The organism is Flavobacterium sp., from assembly GCF_044361015.1.
Lineage (GTDB): Bacteria > Bacteroidota > Bacteroidia > Flavobacteriales > Flavobacteriaceae > Flavobacterium.
In genome coordinates, this window is the sequence record NZ_JBIKJL010000032.1 from 1 (window position 1) to 19,358 (window position 19,358).

The following is a 19,358-nucleotide window of genomic DNA, read 5'->3' on the forward strand; positions in this document are numbered from 1 at the left end:
AATTAGGTTTAAAATTAGTCTGGTAAAAAGGCAAACTTCAAAAGGAAAAGTGGTTTTGGAAGAGTTGTTAAAACAATGTGGTTTTCGTTTAACTGATTCAAATTTGCAAAAAAAAAAAAACGGTTTTAACTGTTTTTTTATTAATTTAACTAAATTTTAACCTTTAAGGTGCTCTTTTTTTAAACAAAAAAAGCTGCTCGGTGGAGCAGCTTGTGAAAAATAAAGTAATTTGAAAATATTTATTTTTAATACGTTTTCGTTACATCTTCGTCTATAACGAGGATAAAATCGGCTTTATTGTATTCTTCTTTTGCTAATTTAACAATGTCTTTTTGTTCAACTGTTGCAATAGTGATAATTTTTACTTCCGGTTTATACTTTTTGAGATACCAATTTATTCCTTCAAAATTATCACTATGGTACGTTCCGTTATAATGAATAAAAAGGGTTCCAAGTTGCAAATTTTGAACAATAAAATGGGCCATCGTAGCATCTTTTATTGCTTGAGCTTTGGGCATTTTATCTCCGGCATGTCCGCCCTGCATCGACATCATGTTTTGGTAACCGGGTAAATTAATATCAAATAAAATAGGAAGCGGAGCCATCCAGCTTTTTTCTTCAGCACTAAGTTTTTCTAATTCTTCCAACCCGTTTTTAAAAACCATACTGGCGTATCGTCGTGGTATATTTGTGGCTACAAAAGGGAATTTTTTTTCTTTAGCAAAATCTACTAAAGGTTTATAATCCGTTTTATAATTTTTCCATAGTCGGGCTGTTGAATCAAATTGCTTTTGGTTGATTTCGCCTTTTAAGTATTGGTTTAATTGTTTCTGATTGTCGGCTTCCAACATTTCTGCTCCTAAAACCAACTTTTTTTTCTCGGCTAAATCTTTAGTAAGTTCTAATTGTAGCCAATGCACCACAGAATTATCATGGTATTCGCCAAATAAGACCACATCTGCTGCTGCTGCCTCTTTTAAAAGTTTTTTATAGGTTGTTTTTTTTCCTTCTTTTGTAAATAACTGATACGCTATTTTATTTTGGGCAAAAAGGGTGAAGGAAGTGCTAAATAAAAAAAGTATTATAAACCTCACCCCCAACCCCTCTCCAAAGGAGAGGGGCGCGAGCATTTGCAATAAAATGTTTTTAATTTTTTTCATTTTTAGTAATATTCAAAGGGATTGTTTGTGAAAAATTATCTTGCGTCATTTTGATTTGATATTTTCCGGGAATCAAATAGGTTTTACCATTTTTAGCCTCTTTCAAAATAAGTTTTTTATCTTTTTTAAGCCATTTTTCGGCTCCTGATTTTGAAATTTCCACCATATAAGTCCATTGATTAATTCCGGAAGTTGCCATTTGTTTTTCTTCAAACACAACAATTCCAATTTCATTAAGCACTTGTGCCAACACTTCACCTTGGTTTTTTGCATAATAATCCACAACTAATATAGGTTCATTTGGTTTGAACCATTTACTCCAACTACTTCCCCAATTAGATGAAAATAAAACAGTTTCGACAGCAAAAATTTTTAAGGCCGAATTGATTGTTTCTTCATTTAGTTGCTGTACCGATTTTAAATTAACTTTATAAATTGAACGCCCATGGGTTCCTACAATTAAATCATGAGCTTCTGTTTGAATCACTAAATCATGAACTGCAACCGGGGGCAAACCTTTCATAAAAGGCTGCCAGTTTTCACCCCGATTGAAAGAAATATAAAGGCCATTATCTGTTCCAATATACAAAATGGATGAATTCATTGAATCTTCTATTATAACATTGACAGCAGCTGTTGGAATATTTGTCGCAATTGACTTCCATGTTTGCCCGTAATCTTCCGAGACATAAATATAGGGTGTGAAATCATCTGAACGATAGCCGTTTAATGTTACAAAAACACGCTCTTTTTGGTGTTGAGAAGCAACCACTCTGGAAACCCAAAGATCTTTTGGAAAAGAATCGGATATTTTCTGCCAACTCGAACCGCCATCTTTGGTTACGTGCACCAATCCGTCGTCACTTCCCGCATAAAGCAAACCAAACTGAAACGGACTTTCACTCAAGGTTGAAATTGTTCCATAAGGTACATTTCCATCTTTTCCTCCTTGTGTCAAATCCGGAGAAATGACTGACCAAGTATCTCCTTGATTAAAGGAACGGTGCAAAAAGTGTGATCCCAAATACAAAATATCTTGATTATGAGATGATAGCAAAATAGGTGTTTGCCAATTGAATCGCAAAGGTTTTTCTTCTTTTTTAGCTTTTGGTGAAATGTATTTTCGACTTTCATTACTTCTATCTATGCGATAGTAATTTCCAAATTGAAATCCGGTGAAAACTATGGATGGATTTCTGCTGTCAATTTGAGTCTGCATTCCGTCACCACCTAAAATATTTTCATACGGATACTTTCCTTCCTGGTGCCATTCTGCACTATACTCATAATTATTTGGCCCAACCCAAACCCCATTGTCCTGCATCCCACCATAAATATTGTACGGCTTTTGGTAATCCACATTTACATGATAAAACTGACTAACGCCATGAGGATTGCATTTGGTCCAATTGGCCCCATCATCATAAGAAATATTCAAGCCTCCATCATTTCCATTAATTAAATGGCCTGCTTTTTTTGGGTTTACCCATACAATATGGTGATCGGCATGTACATTTTCCCTATTAATCGACACAAACGTTTTCCCTCCATCTTCCGATTTGATAATTGGCACACCTGAAACATACAACTTGTCTGAATTAGACAAATCAACCGCAATTCGTCCAAAATAATATCCATAAGAATAATAAAAATCGTCTATATAGTCTGAATGAGTTTTCTTCCATGTTTTCCCACCATCAATAGATTTATAAACTTCTGCTCCAATCACTTCTGTTTCAAATAAGGCCGTGTTAGCATCTTGCATTATTTTTTTAGCTTCCGCAGGTTCCATGTTTCCGTTTTGAATCCAATTTTTAATATTCTCCGCCCGGTATTTTTCAGAAAGTCCTTGCTTTTTCAAATATGCATTTATTTCACTGTTTGGAATATTCATAAAAACTTCCCCAGGAGCACTAAACATTTCAGGCATTGTTGTTTTTGTTTGGATTTTCTTTTGTCGTTTTGATTGATTATCCAAAACGGCATAAACAATAGCACCATCAAATGTTGCTAAACCAATTCTGCCCACTCCTTCACCGGTTGGAAATCCGCTTTCAGTTGTGGAAATCAATTTCCAAGTTGAACCACCATCTTCACTTTTATAAATGCCGGAAGTAGTTCCGTTGCCTAAAAAATTCCATGCTTTACGGTCTTTTTTCCAAGCTGAGGTATATTGTATATTGAAGTTTTTAGGTGACACAGCAATATCGACAATACCGGTTTCCTGATCAATAAATAAGGTTTGATTCCATGTTTTTCCACCATCGGTAGTTTTGAAAACACCCCGTTCCATGTTTTTTGAATACAAATGTCCGGTTACGCCCACAACAACTTCATTCGGATTAGTTGGGTTAATTTCTATTTTTCCTATGTGGTGGCTGTCTTTCAAACCCATATTTTGCCAAGTTTTTCCTTTGTCAGTCGATTTCAAAATTCCTATTCCTGCATAAGAAGATCGTGAGGAATTATGCTCTCCTGTTCCTACCCAAATGGTACCGCTCTTCCAATCAACAGCTATTTCCCCCACATTTTGAGTTGCCGAATTATCCATAATTGGAGTAAAACTCATTCCGTTGTTATTGGAATACCAAACTCCACCGGAAGCAAAGCCTACATAAAATTCAATTGGATTATCCGGATTTACGTCGACATCAACCACACGTCCACTCATGATGGTAGGTCCAACACTATTAAACGCTATGTTTTGAACAAGTGAATTGTTTTGTGACCAACTCACTAAAAATGTGAATAAAAACAAAACACAGAAAAGGCTATTCTTTCTCATAGAAATAAATTTAAAATGGAAATTTAGGCATTACTTAGGTGTTGGCAAAATTTTACACTTGAATTAACAGCAAATCAATGTAATCTTGCTATTTTTGATACATTCTAATTAACAAATATTCAATTATGAAATACCATCCAATCGATCGAAATTTATACATCAAAAACCGCAAAAAATTTACTGCTTCAATGAAACCAAACAGTGTCGCAATTTTTAATTCTAATGATAATTATCCGGTAAGTGCCGATACGACTTTACCTTTTGCACAACACCGTGATATTTTATATTTATCCGGCGTTGATCAGGAAGAAAGTATTTTACTTTTGTTTCCGGATGCACCTTATGAAAACTTAAAAGAGGTTTTGTTTTTAAGAGAAACAAATGAACATATTGCGGTTTGGGAAGGAGAAAAATTAACAAAAGAAAGAGCTTTTGAAGTTTCGGGCATCAAAAATGTTATTTGGGTTCAGGATTTTCATAAAACGTTGAAAGAAGTAATGGCGTATGCCGATACGATATACATCAACACCAACGAACATTACCGTGCATCTGTAGAAACTGAAACTCGCGAAGCCCGTTTTATCAAATGGTGGAAAGAAAATTATCCGGCTCACAAAGTGGAGAAAAGCAATCCTATTTTGCAACGTTTACGTTCCATAAAAGAAAGTGAAGAAATCGATTTTATTCAAAAAGCGTGTGATATTACTGAAAAAGGATTTAGAAGAGTACTTTCATTTGTAAAGCCAAATGTAATGGAGTATGAAATTGAAGCCGAATTTGCTCATGAATTTCTTCGCAATCGCTCCAAAGGTTTTGCGTATACACCAATTATTGCTTCAGGAAACAATGCCAATGTGTTGCATTATATTGAAAACAACCAGCAATGCAAAGCAGGTGATTTAATCTTATTGGATGTTGGTGCTGAATATGCCAATTATTCCAGTGATATGACTAGAATGATTCCGGTTTCAGGCCGATTTACAGCAAGACAAAAAGAAGTCTACAATGCAGTTTTACGGGTGAAAAATGAAGCAACAAAAATGCTCGTTCCGGGAACTTTATGGAAAGAATACCATGTAGAAGTAGGCAAAATAATGACTTCAGAATTAATCGGTTTAGGATTGATTGATAAAGTAGATGTACAAAATGAAAACCCTGATTGGCCTGCTTATAAAAAATATTTTATGCACGGCACTTCGCATCATTTAGGTTTGGACACACATGATTATGGATTGTTACACGAACCGATGCAAGCCAATATGGTCTTTACCGTTGAACCGGGAATTTACATTCCGAAAGAAGGTTTCGGTATTCGAATTGAAGATGATATGGTCATTCAAAAAACGGGCGAACCGTTTAATTTGATGCGAAACATACCGATTGAAGTGGAAGAGATTGAATCGATTATGAACAGTTAGTGTTCAGTGTTCAGTTTTTAGTAAACAGTTAGAACGATTTGCAGAAATGTGGGTCGTTTTTTTATAAATCATTTAGTTCTTTTACGTGGTTATTTGTTAGATAGGTAATTAAGTAACGATTATAACTTTTTTCAAAGAAAATATACCATGTTGTTCTGTTATTTGGTCTAAAAAATGCATAGTAAGAACCAAATCTTTTTAATTTATTTGGTGTTGTTTTGTGAGGGAAATTTATTAAATCATTTTCAATGAAATCATAAATTTTTTGTACGTAAAATTGTGCGGAATCTTCAAATCCAAAATATTCTTTATAAAAAAGTAGTGCTACCAATTCATTTAAAAAAGTAATAACCTCAGGTAAAATTTCAATTTTTACTTTTTCCAAGGTAAAGTTTTAATGAATTCTTTCGATTTTTTTCTTGCATCTTCAACAGAAATACCTCTTGCCCATTCTTTTTCAAAATCAAAAGTTGTTTCTGATTTTAGAACTTCTAATTTCTTTAAAATAGCAACGTCCTCAATAGAATTGATCCATTTGATTAATTCTGATTTTTGTGTTGTTAAATTCATAGCTGTAATTTATTGTAAACAAAGCTAGTAAATATTTTGATAGGATGTAGTCCATTTATATAATTGTGAGTTATTTAGAAGTTGGTTTTTCATTGCTTATTTGACTAATTAGCAAGAAGCAATAATTTTTGCAGTATTTTTAGAACACAGATTTTAAAAATTTTTAAAATTTTTAAAATCTGTGTTCTAATCAAATAAAATAGTACAATCCAAATAGGATTTTGCTGAGGATATAATTTACTTTGCATAAATTACTATGAACCTTGAAACCTGAAACGAAAAATTTTGACTACAAAAACGCCAAAATCACTTATTCCGATACCGGTAAAGGCACAACCATTGTTTTACTTCACGGTTTTTTGGAAAACTTGAAAATGTGGAACCGGTTCATTCCTGAACTTTCTGAAAAACACCGCGTGATTGCCATTGATTTATTAGGTCACGGTGCAACCGAATGTTTGGGTTATCTGCACACGATGGAAGATCAAGCGGTTATGGTACATGAAGTTTTACATGACCTTAAAATCCGAAAAGCAGTTTTTATTGGCCATTCGATGGGTGGATATGTAGCACTTGCTTTTGCTGAATTATATCCTGATGTAATGAAAGGATTGGTTTTACTCAATTCGACATCAAGAGCAGACAGTGCGGAACGAAAATTTAATCGCGAAAGGGCAATTTTAGCTGTCAAACAAAATTATACTGCTTTTGTTAGAATGTCAATTGCTAATTTATTTAACGAAGACAACCGGGAACGTTTAGCGGTCGAAATTGAGCTAGTAAAAATGGAAGCCTTAAAAACACCCCTGCAAGGAATTGTTGCCGCTTTAGAAGGGATGAAAATAAGAAAAGACAGAGAATTTTTATTGCATTTTTCTCCCTATCCGATGATGTTAATTTTAGGAAAAAAAGATGGTGTGTTGAATTATAAGGAAAGTCTTGACCAAATTGAAAATTCAAAAGTGGAATTAGTTACTTTTCCGGATGGGCATATGAGTTATATTGAAAATGAGTCGTCATTAAAAAAGCATCTCTTAACCTTTTTGAAAAAGATTTAATTTTTTGCTTTCTCCAACAAAGGAAACAAATCTTTTTGTCCGCCATCACCTGCTAATCGAATAAATTGATTGTTTGGAAAGATTAGTAAAGTACCACCACATTTTTCTATCCGTGGAATACTCCATTTATAGTAACTGAAAAAAGAATTGAAAATAATTCCATTATGATCTACTACTTGCCCTTCATAACTAGGATTATATTGACTTATTACCTCAAAATAAGCCACATTTTTAAATGTTTCTATTTTGGTAAGATGTTGATTATAAATACTCATGTTACGAATATTACAATTTCCTTCGTTAATGTTCGCCTCAATCACTACTACTTTATTTCTATCGATGGTGCTTCCGATTTCTTTTTCCAAAAAAGCAAAAATAGCATGCTTTAAAGAATCACTTAATTCACCTTCAAAACGATCATATTTAACCAAAACCATTTTTTCAGGCATTCTGTATTTTGAAAACAATTTCGCTTCCTTTTTGTAAATTGTTTTCCCAAATTCATCTACATAAGTTTTTTTTTGTGCGAATGTCAACAATTGACACATCAAAAAAACTTATAAAAATAGCTGTTTCATTTTCTAAATAATTTGTTCAACAAAAGGGGTTTGTTCATCTAAAATTTTTTTTAATAACGTAATTAATTCCGTTTTAAAATCTTCTAAAACAGTATCGTCTACTTCGTTTAAAATTACTTCTCTACCTTCTTTAATTTGAAAAGGCATAAATCCTGCTTTTAAATTTTTAAAGGAAATAATTCCTACTTCCATTTCCGTATTCGGAAATTCAGCTTGAACCATAAAGGCATAACACAACAATTGAATAATTTTATCATGTTTGATGTCGTCTGTCAAACCATTCCAGTTTTGAATGGCTAATCCGTTTTGCTCTACTTTACCGGTTTTGTAATCAATGATACGAAGTTTTCCGTTTCTGAGTTCTATTCTGTCGACATTTCCTTTGATTTTGATTGGAAAAGGTAAGCGAACATCTTGTAAAACTGCTTCGAAATTTTTTTCCAAAAACAGCACTTTTACTGCGTCATCTTGTTCCAAAAGTCGCTTTTCTAGTTGTAAAAAATTGTATACATTTCGTTTGGCAACTTCAAAAGCTAACAGGTTTTTACCTTTGGTAATTTCTCCTTCTTTATAAACAGTTTTAAATTGTTTGAAAACTTCACTATCAGCAATTTTAAGCATATTTTCAACGTTTGAGATACTTAAAAATGTATTTATATAAGGTTTATACAAAACTTCTAAAGCTGCATGAATAATTGTTCCGAGGGTATTAATGGCAATATTTTCTTCTACTTCTTCCGTTTCAGAAATTCGCAAAATCCGTTGAAAATAAAACTGCATTGGATTTCGAATATAAGTTGTCAAGGTTGATGGAGAAAATCCGTTACCAGCCATTTCACGCAATCGCTCCATTACCAATTCAGATTTTTCTACAACCATTGGCTCATGAGCTTTCTCGGGTAAAATTGCATTATAAATTTGGTGAGAAAGAACATGATTAGGTTGTTTTTCAACTTCTAATTGGGTTATAAACCGACTTTTTTCACCGGCATCTATTCCTTCTGATTCAGTATTATAAAGCAAATAGATGTTTTTTGCCCGTTGTAAAAGATGATAAAAGTGATAGGTATAAATGGCATCTTTTTCTTTGAAGGTTGGCAAGCCTAATTCTCTTTTCACATCTAAAGGGATGAATGAATTTTGTGATTTCCCGGCAGGAAAGACACCTTCATTCATGGACGTGATAATTACAGTTTCGAAATCTAAAACACGACTTTCCAATACACCCATAATTTGAAGACCTTGCAATGGCTCTCCTTCAAACGAAACTTCTGCTAAATCAATAATTTGTTTGTATAAACCATGAAGTCCTTCAATTGAAGTAATATAGTTGTGTTCAGAACAATAATTACTGAGTTTATTAATTATCTTAAAGATGGCATAAACAAAGCTATTGGTGATTTTATCCTTTGAATCTTCCGATTCCAAAAAATGTTTAATTTTAATCAAAACGGTTGCTAAAGTATCAAGTATCTGGACCGGATTAGCTGACCATTTTTCGAATAAAAGTTGAAAAAATGAATTTGACTGATTGAACATTTCAACCAACTTTACATGAGAAATGAACGTATAATTGTATTGATTAATTTGATTTACAAGTGTTTTTGCATTTACAAAAGGTTCAACTAATGGGTTTTGTAGGACTTCTAAAACATCTTTATAATAAAACACGTAGCTAGATTGACTTCGTTTGAAAGCATTGTGATGCATTTTGAACAATTTCGAAAGTAACAATTGTACCGGATTATTCTTTCCGGAATAACCCATCGTAATGTTTAAGTGCGAAACAGAATTTGGTAACGAATTTAAAAGCGGAATTAAAATATTTTCTTCTCCTAAAACAATAGCTACTTTTTCTAAAGGTTGCTGGTCGGCAATGGTTTGAATTATATCCGCTGCTAATTTAGCTTGTCCAATTGTTTTAGGCGTACCCATTATTTGGATATTTTTTGCCTCCTTAAATTCATTAAAAATCCACTGATAAGGATTGTTTTTATAAAATGACCAACTCTTTTTTATTTTCCGAGCAAACAAACCGGCATCATGATAGGGGTCATTCAAAAAGGTTTCTTCAGCATCCCATAAAACAGTTGCTTTTTCAATAGATAATAAATGCTGAAAAATCATTTCTTCTGCTATATTTAAAGCATTGAATCCTGCAAAAATAAAATGATGGTTTCCTATTGTGTTGGAGAAATGATTTAAATTTTCTACCGCTTCACGATAAATTAACCCTTGATATCCAACTCCTTTGTTTAATAAATGCTTATAAAAAGTGTCATAATATAAAGGCATATTGTCCCAAAATTGGAGATAATTTTCAATTAATTTTGTTTTATCCTGTAACTCAAGATTCCATCTTTTTATGGCTTCAATTTCTTTCAGATAAGAAAAAACATGGTTAGGAGAGAGGAGGTATCGGTCTATTTCATTAAAATCCTGAAGCAAGGTTTTTCCCCAAATAGAAAATTGTTCAAACGACTGTTGCTCATTTTTATTTGTTACAGAAAGGTAAACCGAATAAAACTCAAATAATAATTCAATTGAATCTATCGTTCTAATACTTGCTATTTCCTGAATAAAATCTTCAATGCTACTAATTCTAGGGGCAAAACTATTGGATTGAATAGTTTGTTTTAATTCTTCTAATAAAAAAACCCTAGCTCTTTTATTAGGAAGCACAATAGTTAAGCTTTCCATTTCAAGAGAATGGTTAGCCAAAATATGATTAGCCAATAAAGATAAAAAAGAGTTTGTCTTCATTTTATAAAAATAAAAAAAACGTCCCGATAAATCGGGACGTTTTCAGTATTTATTTTGAAAGAAATTATTTGATTAATTTCACTTCAACTCTTCTGTTGTTTGCTTTACCTATTTTAGTTTTGTTGGTATCAATTGGCATTGATTCACCAAAACCTTTTGATTCTAATCTAGAAGCGTTAATTCCGTTTTCAATTAAATAATTTTTAACGGCTGCAGCTCTATCTTCAGATAATTTTTGGTTAGCAGCATCTTTACCATCGCTATCAGTATGACCCTCAATTGAGAATCTAGCATTTGGATATTCTTTTAAGATACCAGTGATGTTTTGTAATACCGTAAATGTTCTTTGTTGGAATGTTGCTTTTCCGGATTCAAACAATATTGTTTTAGCATAATCGCTTAGTGATTTAAGAATAGCTTCGCTTATTTCTGGACAACCATTGTTAGCAATTGTTCCAGCTACATCTGGACATCTGTCATCTTTGTCAAATACTTTATCTCCATCTCTATCTGGCCATGGACAACCTTGGTTTTCTCTTGGACCTTTTACCTCTGGACATTTATCGTCTTTGTCTGCAATTCCGTCACCGTCTGTATCAGGACATCCGTTTAATTCTTTAGGACCTTTTACTTCTGGACATGAATCGTCTTTATCTGCAATTCCGTCTCCGTCAGTATCTGGACAACCTTGGAATTCAGCTAAACCAAATATATCTGGACAAGCATCACTACCATCAATAATTCCATCTAAGTCAGTATCAGGACATCCATTGTATTGTTTTAAACCAAACACTTCTGGACAAGCATCATCTTTGTCATAAATACCATCTCCATCTGTATCTTTACCTCCAAATTTGAAAGTAATACCAGCAAAATGTTGCATGTGCGTTGGCATAACTGATCTATCGTCTTCAAAAGAATATTTATACGTTGAACGTAATCCAAGACCAATTGTTTCTGATAACCAAATATTTAAACCTAAACCTCCGTTTACAGTTCCGGCACTGTTATCACCTAAGAAAGTGTAACCTCCACCAACGTGTACAGTAGGCTCTAAAACTTTAAAAAATGTTCCAATACTATAATTAACTACAGCATCAATACCGTAATACATTAAATCAACATCTTCAACTACATATTCTCCATCTACTCTAGGTTGAACAAATTTTTCAAGTCTATTGAAAGACCCTGTTAACCCAAATGAAAAATCATCTCCTACATGTCTGGAAACAGAAAAATAAGAAACTGAAGGTACAACACTCCAAAAATCTGTAGCGTTAAAATATTCCGAAAACTGATCCGCTACACTACTAGCAGCACTTACTCGGCCACCGTCTAATGCATTAACCCCAAAGGAGAAAGCCCAAGGATTATCACTATCTTGTGCTTGCGAACTAAGTCCGGCAAACATAAAGATAGCTAAAACTAATTTGTTAAGATGTTTCATACTTGATTTGTTTTTTTATTTACAATATATTGTTAATTATTGCAAAAATACGGTGTTTTAAATTAACTACAAAATTTAATGTTAAAAAAATTAATAAGAATACTAAACTAAAACTAAATGATATTCAATGTTTTTCCAACTTCAGTGAAAGCTATAATGGCTTTATCAAGGTGTTCTTTAGAATGTGCGGCCGATAACTGAACTCTGATTCTTGCTTTATCTTTCGGTACAACAGGGAAAAAGAACCCAATTACATAAATCCCTTTTTTTAATAATTCATTTGCCATCACTTGTGATAATTTGGCATCATATAGCATAACCGGAACAATCGCTGAATCACCATCAATAATATCAAACCCTGCTTCTTTCATCCCTTTTTTGAAATAATTGGTATTCCATTCTAATTTATCACGTAAAGTGGTGTCTTTTTCTAACAGTTCAAACACTTTTAAAGAAGCTCCAACAATACTTGGAGCTAAAGAATTAGAAAACAAATAGGGTCTTGATCGTTGCCTAAGAATTTCTATAATTTCTTTTTTGGCAGTGGTGTAACCTCCCATCGCTCCACCTAATGCTTTTCCTAAGGTTCCGGTAATTATATCTACTCTGCCCATTACTCCTTTTGCTTCCATCGTCCCTTTTCCGGTAGCTCCGATAAATCCAGCCGCATGACATTCGTCCACCATGACCATGGCATCGTATTTGTCTGCTAAATCGCAAATTTTATCTAATGGTGCTACCAATCCGTCCATTGAAAAAACACCATCTGTCACAATTAATTTGAACCTGCGTCCTTCTTCATTTGCTTTAATTAGTTGTTGTTCCAAATCAGCCATATTGCTGTTTTCATAACGATAGCGAGCTGCTTTACATAAACGAACACCATCAATAATGGATGCATGATTTAAACTGTCTGAAATAATAGCATCTTCCTCATTAAATAAAGGCTCAAAAACACCACCATTTGCATCAAAAGCTGCAGCATATAAAATGGTGTCTTCTGTTCCGTAAAAATGGGCAATTGTTTTTTCTAATTGTTTGTGAATATCTTGTGTACCACAAATGAATCGAACAGAAGACATTCCAAAACCATGTGAGTCCAATGCGTCTTTTGCCGCTTGAATTACTTCAGGGTGCGAAGATAATCCCAGATAGTTATTTGCACAAAAATTTAAAACAAACTCCCCTGTTGAAATGGTAATTTCTGCTCCTTGAGGTGAAGTAATAATTCGTTCTTTTTTAAATATTCCATTATCTTCAATGGTTTTTAGCTCGTTTTGTAAGTGCTGTTGTATTTTACCGTACATATTTTTTTTGTTTTTTACAAAGTTACTATTTCCAATGTTTCTCCGATATAAACTAATGCTTTTTTTATAACTTTAAACCCCATGTTATGTAGTGCTGTTTCGTATACTTCTAATTGTTTTTGATGTTTTAAGTTTGGTTCTCCTGTTTTATAATCCAATAACATGGCTTGATTTTGTTGGGTAAATACAATTCTATCCGGTTTAATAATAGAATCAGATTTTCTCAAAATAGTCTGTTCATTCAGCGTTTTGTTAGTTTCATCAAAAAATAAATTCAATTCCGGATGCGAACAAACTTGATTGATTATTATATTCACTTCTTCTTTTTGTGAAACCGAAATTAATCCGATTTCCAAAGCTTTTGAAATTGCCCATTCAATATCATTTCTGGTTTTGATATAAGACAATATTTCATGAATTACATTACCATATTCAATAGCTTTTTGTTGATGTGTGCCCCACATTAAGCTCTCCCGTTGAGCAATTTTGATAGATTCAGAATTTAATACTTCTTGGACTAATGGTATTGGTTTTAATTCTTGCGTTTTTTTTCCTGAAGAAGAAATTCTGCTTTCATAACCCCATTCATATGTATTTTTATGCCTATTCAACAATCCTTTCTCTTCTATAAATTTCAGAAAAAAAGAGGACATGTTGTTTTGGGAAATTTCGCCTTTCGATGTTAAATTCATACTGGAAATAATATATAATTGTTCCTCAGCTCTTGTCATTGCAACATATAAAATATTGATGTTATCCAGTAATTCTTCTTCCTTTTTTTGTTGAAAAACCTGTGCAGCGGAATCACCTATTTCTTCTATACTTTTATTATTGTCCACTAATATTTTAGGCAACGAAATCAAATCAGATTCCGGTTCTATCCATAATTTATCTTTAGGTGATTTTGAATAATTCTCTTCTGCATATGGAAATATTACAACCGGAAATTCCAATCCTTTGGCTTTATGAATAGTCATGATTCGAATGGCATTGTTGCCTTCCGGTGAAGGAATACTGAACCGATGTGCGTTCTCGTCCCAATAGACCAAAAAATCTGAAATACCGGATTGATTTTTAATATCCCGGTCTAGAACTCGGTCTAAAAAATCTTGAATATAGGCGTTAGTTTGTTTTGGTTGAATGAACGTTTTTATACAACATTCTACTACTTCATACAATGATTTTTTTCGTAATTTTTGAAAGGAGAAGATTAATTGAATAGAAGCCAACCAGTTTTCTAATGCCGATTCTGTTATAAAACTCATGCCCATTGCAATGAAATCATGAACCGAGCTTTTACTTTGCCTTTTAGTTCCGATATAATACAAAAAATGAGCTTTTGCCTCCTTATCTTCCCCGTTTTTCAAAAACCTCAACAAGGCTATTATAAAACTAACTTCCGAAGAGTTTTGCAGCAAAAGTGTTTCAGAAGAAACGATGGGAATGCTGTTTTCCGTTAAAAAAGTAGCTATTTTTACACCTGGTTCTTTTTTTCGGGTTAAAATAACCATATCGCGGAAAGTGAAGTTTTTAGATTGTACTTTCTGAATGGTTTGAAGTATTGCCTCTAAATAAAGTTTGTCTTTTTCAACATCTTCCTCCCAATCAGATATTGATGGAATAAAAGAAAGATTTACATAACCGCCTTTTTTAGAATTTTCATTTTGATGACTATGATTTTCATATAAATCTTTATAATCAGGATGTTGGAATTCATTCGATAGAAATTGGAAAAACTGATTATTAAAATCAATCACTTCAGAATAACTTCTCCAATTGGTATCTAAATGAAAAAGTTTTTTATCCGGATTTACAAACGGATTTTTGGTTTTACTCAATTCGATAAACTGTTCTGCTTTTCCTCCTCGCCAGCGATAAATAGATTGTTTTGGATCGCCTACAATCATGAGCGAACCTCTTTCGCCTCCTAAATCTTCACTTGACAAGGCATTGTCAATCAATGGAATCAAATTTTCCCATTGCATTTGAGATGTATCCTGAAATTCATCGATAAAAAAATGCTTGTAACGTTCGCCCATTCGCTCATAAATAAAAGGAGCCGGTTGATTTTGAATTTCGTTATGAATAATTGCATTGAACTCGGCTATCGAAAGAATATTTTGTTCGTCTTGAATTTTATGTAATTCTTGACTTACTCGATTGAGCAATGATAACGGAGTAATGTTTTTTAGAAAAGCGTTGTAGAGTAGATACTCTTTTATTAAGTCATTTATGGAACTATGTAAAGCCATCAAATCAGAGGCGATTAAATCAATAGCTGCCTTCTGATTTTGGGGTGTTGCTTTTGAGTATCGATTACCCTCTTCTAAATATTTTGATATTTTTTTATTATTGACAATTTCCCCTTGAGCTATTTTATTAAAATAAATATATACATAACTACTGTAAAATGATTTTATGTCTATTTGATTTTCCTGAATTAATTGCATGGCTTGTTGTCCATTTTCTAAACACTTTTTTTCAATACTTATCATTTTTTCATTGACTGTTTTTTTTAAAACAATAAATTCATGAATTTGTTTGTCTTTAAAATGATTTATTTCACTTCGATTATTTTCATTGGATAATAGTTTGCCAATTTCTTTAATATCCCGGGAAATATCCCAAGATTTATCATCGTCTGTTTTTTCTAACGTAAAATTTACTAATAAATCAGTAAGCATCTCGTCATCACCGGCTTGGGCGATTAATGCATCGATGGCTTCAGTAAGTAAATTTTCAGTTTCTAAGGATACTTCAAATGTTGAGGGCAGATTCAAATCATGAGCAAAGGTTCGTATAACTTTGTGTGTAAACTTATCAATCGTAGAAATATCAAAAGCAGCATAATTGTGAATAATATTTCGAATTATTGCTTTTGATTTAGTATGAATATCCTGCACTGAAAGTCCGGTTTCCGATTGAATCTGGGCCATTACCTCCTGAGCTTTTGTGTTCGGGTTAACTTGAGCAAACTCTTTAAGGGTGCCAACTACCCTTGATTTCATTTCACCTACCGCTTTATTGGTAAAAGTAATTGCTAAAATATTTTTATAAGCATCTTCTTTACTTGAGGTAAGAATAATTTTTAAATATTCTTTGACTAAAGTAAACGTTTTGCCTGAACCGGCAGAGGCGTCGTAGATTGAAAAGGCAGGTTTGTCCAAAACTATAATTTAAATTAATAAAACTATAACTAAATAGAATTTCTTATTCCAAAGTTAATTGATTAAATTTGATGCAACTATTGTCGAACATAAAAATTTATACTATGTCATTTGAATTACCAAAATTACCTTATGCATATGATGCATTAGAACCTCATATTGATGCCCGTACGATGGAAATCCATCATACCAAACACCATGCTGCTTATACCAACAATCTAAATGCTGCCATTGTCGGTACAGATTTGGAGGGCAAAACAATTGAAAACATACTAATCAACTTAGATAAAACAAATGCTGCTGTTCGTAATAACGGGGGTGGATTTTACAACCATAACTTGTTTTGGACTGTCATGACTCCAGATGGTGGTGGCGAACCAACTGGTGAATTAGCAGAGGCTATCGAGAGAGATTTTGGTACTTTTGCGGAATTCAAAGCCAAATTTGCAAAAGCCGGGGCAACACAATTTGGTTCGGGTTGGGCTTTTTTATGTGTACAAAAAGGAGGTAAACTAGATGTCTGCGGAACACCAAATCAAGATAATCCGCTAATGCCGGGAGTTGGTTGTGGTGGAACACCAATTTTAGGAATGGATGTTTGGGAGCACGCTTACTACCTTCACTATCAAAACAGAAGACCAGATTATATTGAAGCTTTTTTTAATGTTATCAATTGGTCAGAAGTTTCCAGAAGATATGCTATAGATAAGTAAACAATAATAGCTTCCTCTATTATAAAAGCGATACATTTTGTGTCGCTTTTTTTATAAAATAAAAAGGTGGAATTTCTTCCACCCTTTTGCCCCAAATCTACCATAAACTTAACCGTGCGTACTATGGTAATCACAAATATACAACGCTTTATTAACAGAAACTATTGTATTGGAATCTAAATTTTAACGTTTGGGGTTTTAAGGGTGTATGATGCTTTTTTGGGGGGTTGTTGATAACTCTTTGAAGTGGCAAAACTATATAAAATAAAAAAGGTGGAATTGCTTCCACCCTTTTTGCCCCAAATCTACCATAAACTTAACCTACTAATGCTATGGTGGAACAAATGTATGATAAGACTATTTTGTTAACAAAAAAATTAGATGAAATGCGCCAAAAATCGTTAAAACGCATAAATTGGCCTCTTTCAGTAGGCTCTGGCATCTTTTCCTTCATAGAAATTCATAAAAGCTCTGTTCACCACACGATTACCACCAGGGGTTGGATAGTTACCCGTAAAATACCAATCTCCTAAATGATTCGGACAGCAAACATGCAAATTTTCAACCGTTTGAAATATAATTTTAATCTCCGCTTTGATTTCAGAAGAACTTAACATGATTGCTATTTTATCTGCTATTTCCTGATTAGTAAACGGTGCATAAATTTCTTTCACGTAGTTAATAATTTCTCCGTCTTTATACTTTTCCTGTTGTTTACATTTTTTATAAACGTCGTCTACAAAATGATATTGATTCGTGTCTTTCAATAATTCTAAAACCGCTCTAAAAGCAACCAATCCTTCTAATTTTGCCATATCAATTCCATAACAATCCGGGTAGCGAATTTGCGGTGCTGAGGAAACAATGACAATACGTTTCGGATTTAAACGATCCATCATGCGAATGATGCTTTTCTTTAACGTTGTTCCTCGAACGATACTATCATCAATAATCACTAAAGTATCGGATGTATTGATTACGCCATAGGTAACATCATATACGTGAGCAACCAAATCATCACGACTACTATCTTCTGTAATGAATGTTCGCAATTTGGCGTCTTTAATTGCAACTTTTTCGGTTCTGATTTTTACCGAAAGGATTTCTTCTAACTTTTCTTTCGTTAATGTTTTACGATTATCTATAATGTATTTATTTTTTCGTTGATTTAAAAAATCCTGTGCGGCTTCAACCATTCCATAAAAAGAAGTTTCCGCTGTATTCGGAATGTAAGAGAACACCGTATTATCTGTATCATTTTCAATTGCATCTAAAACTGCAGGAAGAATCAATTTTCCTAGCATTTTTCTCTCTCTGTAAATTTCAGCGTCGCTTCCTCTGGAAAAATAAATCCGTTCAAATGAACACGCTTTCTTTTCGAGCGGTTCTAAAATTTCTTCTAACGAAAAACTTCCATTCTTTTTGATAATCAATGCTTTTCCCGGATCTAATTCTTTTATCTTTTCGAAAGGCACATTGAAAACCGTTTGAATTACCGGTCGTTCTGAGGCAACCACCACAATTTCTTCATCTTCATAAAAATACGCAGGACGAATTCCGGCAGGATCACGAAACACAAATGCATCGCCGTGACCTAGCAAACCGGCCATGGCAAAACCACCATCCCAATTTTTAGATGCTTTTCGTAAAATTTTTGCAATATCTAATTTTTCGGCAATCACTGGTGAAGCCTCTCTTTTGGATAATCCGTTGTTTTTACATTCCTGATATAAATCGATTACTTCATCATCTAAAAAATGACCAATTTTTTCCATTACGGTTACTGTATCTGCTAATTCTTTGGGATGCTGTCCCAGCTCGACCAAGTTGTCAAAAAGTTCTTTTACATTCGTCATATTGAAATTACCGGCTACAATCAAATTTCGGTGCATCCAATTGTTTTGACGTAAAAACGGATGTACACTTTCAATACTGTTTTTGCCGAAAGTACCATACCGAACGTGTCCTAAAAATAATTCTCCGATATAAGGAATATGCTCTTTTTGAAGAGCTACATTATCTTGGTATTCCGGATGAGCAGAGAGTTCTTCATTAATTCGCTCATTTATTTGAGCAAAAATATCTTGAATAGGCTGAGCTTGATTAGACCGAATCCGACTAATATAGCGTTGCCCTGGCTCAACATCAAATTTTATGCTGGCAAATCCGGCTCCATCTTGACCGCGGTTGTGTTGCTTTTCCATTAGGAGGTACATTTTTTGTATTCCGTAAAAAGCCGAACCATACTTTTCTTTGTAAAAAGACAATGGTTTCTTTAGTCGTAAAAGGGCAATCCCACATTCGTGTTTTAAGTTGTCACTCATGGTATACTTTTGGTTGTTTAAACTGAACTTGTTTCAGTTTCTTTTATACACTTATAATCTCTATAAAA

13 protein-coding genes are annotated in these 19,358 nt (G+C 33.4%); 3 read left to right on the forward strand and 10 right to left on the reverse strand.

All coding sequences use genetic code 11. From position 1 onward, the window contains the following. Positions 1-245: 245 nt before the first annotated feature. Positions 246-1,130 carry a ChaN family lipoprotein gene (locus tag ACIQ2Z_RS08775; RefSeq protein ID WP_396183791.1) on the reverse strand — a complete coding sequence of 295 codons (885 nt, stop codon included), beginning with the start codon at positions 1,128-1,130 and terminating at the stop codon, positions 246-248. Positions 1,131-1,146: 16 nt separating this feature from the next. After that, the gene (locus tag ACIQ2Z_RS08780) at positions 1,147-3,945 is read right to left on the reverse strand and encodes a glycosyl hydrolase (RefSeq protein WP_396183769.1); all 2,799 of its coding nucleotides are present in this window, start codon (positions 3,943-3,945) and stop codon (positions 1,147-1,149) included. A gap of 125 nt (positions 3,946-4,070) precedes the next feature. Between ACIQ2Z_RS08780 and ACIQ2Z_RS08785 the strand changes: the two genes are divergently transcribed. Next, entirely contained in the window at positions 4,071-5,363 is a 1,293-nt protein-coding gene (locus ACIQ2Z_RS08785; RefSeq protein WP_396183770.1) for an aminopeptidase P family protein, read from the forward strand. Between the two features lie 61 nt (positions 5,364-5,424). Here the strand turns inward: ACIQ2Z_RS08785 and ACIQ2Z_RS08790 are convergent, their stop codons facing one another. Together ACIQ2Z_RS08790 and ACIQ2Z_RS08795 are read right to left on the reverse strand one after the other, a co-directional pair. Continuing rightward, positions 5,425-5,748 carry a hypothetical protein gene (locus tag ACIQ2Z_RS08790; protein WP_396183771.1) on the reverse strand — a complete coding sequence of 108 codons (324 nt, stop codon included), beginning with the start codon at positions 5,746-5,748 and terminating at the stop codon, positions 5,425-5,427. Continuing rightward, on the reverse strand, positions 5,736-5,933 hold the full coding sequence (locus ACIQ2Z_RS08795) for a hypothetical protein (protein WP_396183772.1): 198 nt from the start codon (positions 5,931-5,933) through the stop codon (positions 5,736-5,738). The genes ACIQ2Z_RS08790 and ACIQ2Z_RS08795 overlap by 13 nt, the downstream gene beginning before the upstream one ends. 263 nt (positions 5,934-6,196) lie before the next feature. Between ACIQ2Z_RS08795 and ACIQ2Z_RS08800 the strand changes: the two genes are divergently transcribed. After that, positions 6,197-6,991, forward strand: a complete 795-nt coding sequence (locus tag ACIQ2Z_RS08800) for an alpha/beta fold hydrolase (protein ID WP_396183773.1) — start codon at positions 6,197-6,199, stop codon at positions 6,989-6,991. On the opposite strand, the gene ACIQ2Z_RS08805 is transcribed toward ACIQ2Z_RS08800, so the two are convergent. From ACIQ2Z_RS08805 to ACIQ2Z_RS08825, 5 genes are all read right to left on the reverse strand, one after another. Further along, positions 6,988-7,539 carry a hypothetical protein gene (locus ACIQ2Z_RS08805; protein ID WP_396183774.1) on the reverse strand — a complete coding sequence of 184 codons (552 nt, stop codon included), beginning with the start codon at positions 7,537-7,539 and terminating at the stop codon, positions 6,988-6,990. The two genes, ACIQ2Z_RS08800 and ACIQ2Z_RS08805, sit on opposite strands and share 4 nt — an antisense overlap. 33 nt (positions 7,540-7,572) lie before the next feature. Then, entirely contained in the window at positions 7,573-10,332 is a 2,760-nt protein-coding gene (locus ACIQ2Z_RS08810) for a PD-(D/E)XK nuclease family protein (RefSeq protein WP_396183775.1), read from the reverse strand. 64 nt (positions 10,333-10,396) lie between these two features. Beyond that, positions 10,397-11,779, reverse strand: a complete 1,383-nt coding sequence (locus ACIQ2Z_RS08815; protein WP_396183776.1) for an OmpA family protein — start codon at positions 11,777-11,779, stop codon at positions 10,397-10,399. Between the two features lie 113 nt (positions 11,780-11,892). Continuing rightward, the gene (gene kbl / locus ACIQ2Z_RS08820; RefSeq protein WP_396183777.1) at positions 11,893-13,086 is read right to left on the reverse strand and encodes a glycine C-acetyltransferase; all 1,194 of its coding nucleotides are present in this window, start codon (positions 13,084-13,086) and stop codon (positions 11,893-11,895) included. 14 nt (positions 13,087-13,100) lie between these two features. Then, positions 13,101-16,253 carry a UvrD-helicase domain-containing protein gene (locus tag ACIQ2Z_RS08825; protein WP_396183778.1) on the reverse strand — a complete coding sequence of 1,051 codons (3,153 nt, stop codon included), beginning with the start codon at positions 16,251-16,253 and terminating at the stop codon, positions 13,101-13,103. A 104-nt stretch (positions 16,254-16,357) separates the two neighbouring features. Here ACIQ2Z_RS08825 and ACIQ2Z_RS08830 point away from each other — a divergent pair, with 104 nt between their 5' ends. Then, on the forward strand, positions 16,358-16,966 hold the full coding sequence (locus ACIQ2Z_RS08830; RefSeq protein WP_396183779.1) for a superoxide dismutase: 609 nt from the start codon (positions 16,358-16,360) through the stop codon (positions 16,964-16,966). Positions 16,967-17,391: 425 nt separating this feature from the next. Here ACIQ2Z_RS08830 and ACIQ2Z_RS08835 read toward each other — a convergent pair whose 3' ends face one another. Next, a complete protein-coding gene (locus tag ACIQ2Z_RS08835; RefSeq protein ID WP_396183780.1) occupies positions 17,392-19,290 on the reverse strand; it encodes an amidophosphoribosyltransferase in 1,899 nt (632 codons plus the stop codon). Positions 19,291-19,358 lie beyond the last annotated feature (68 nt).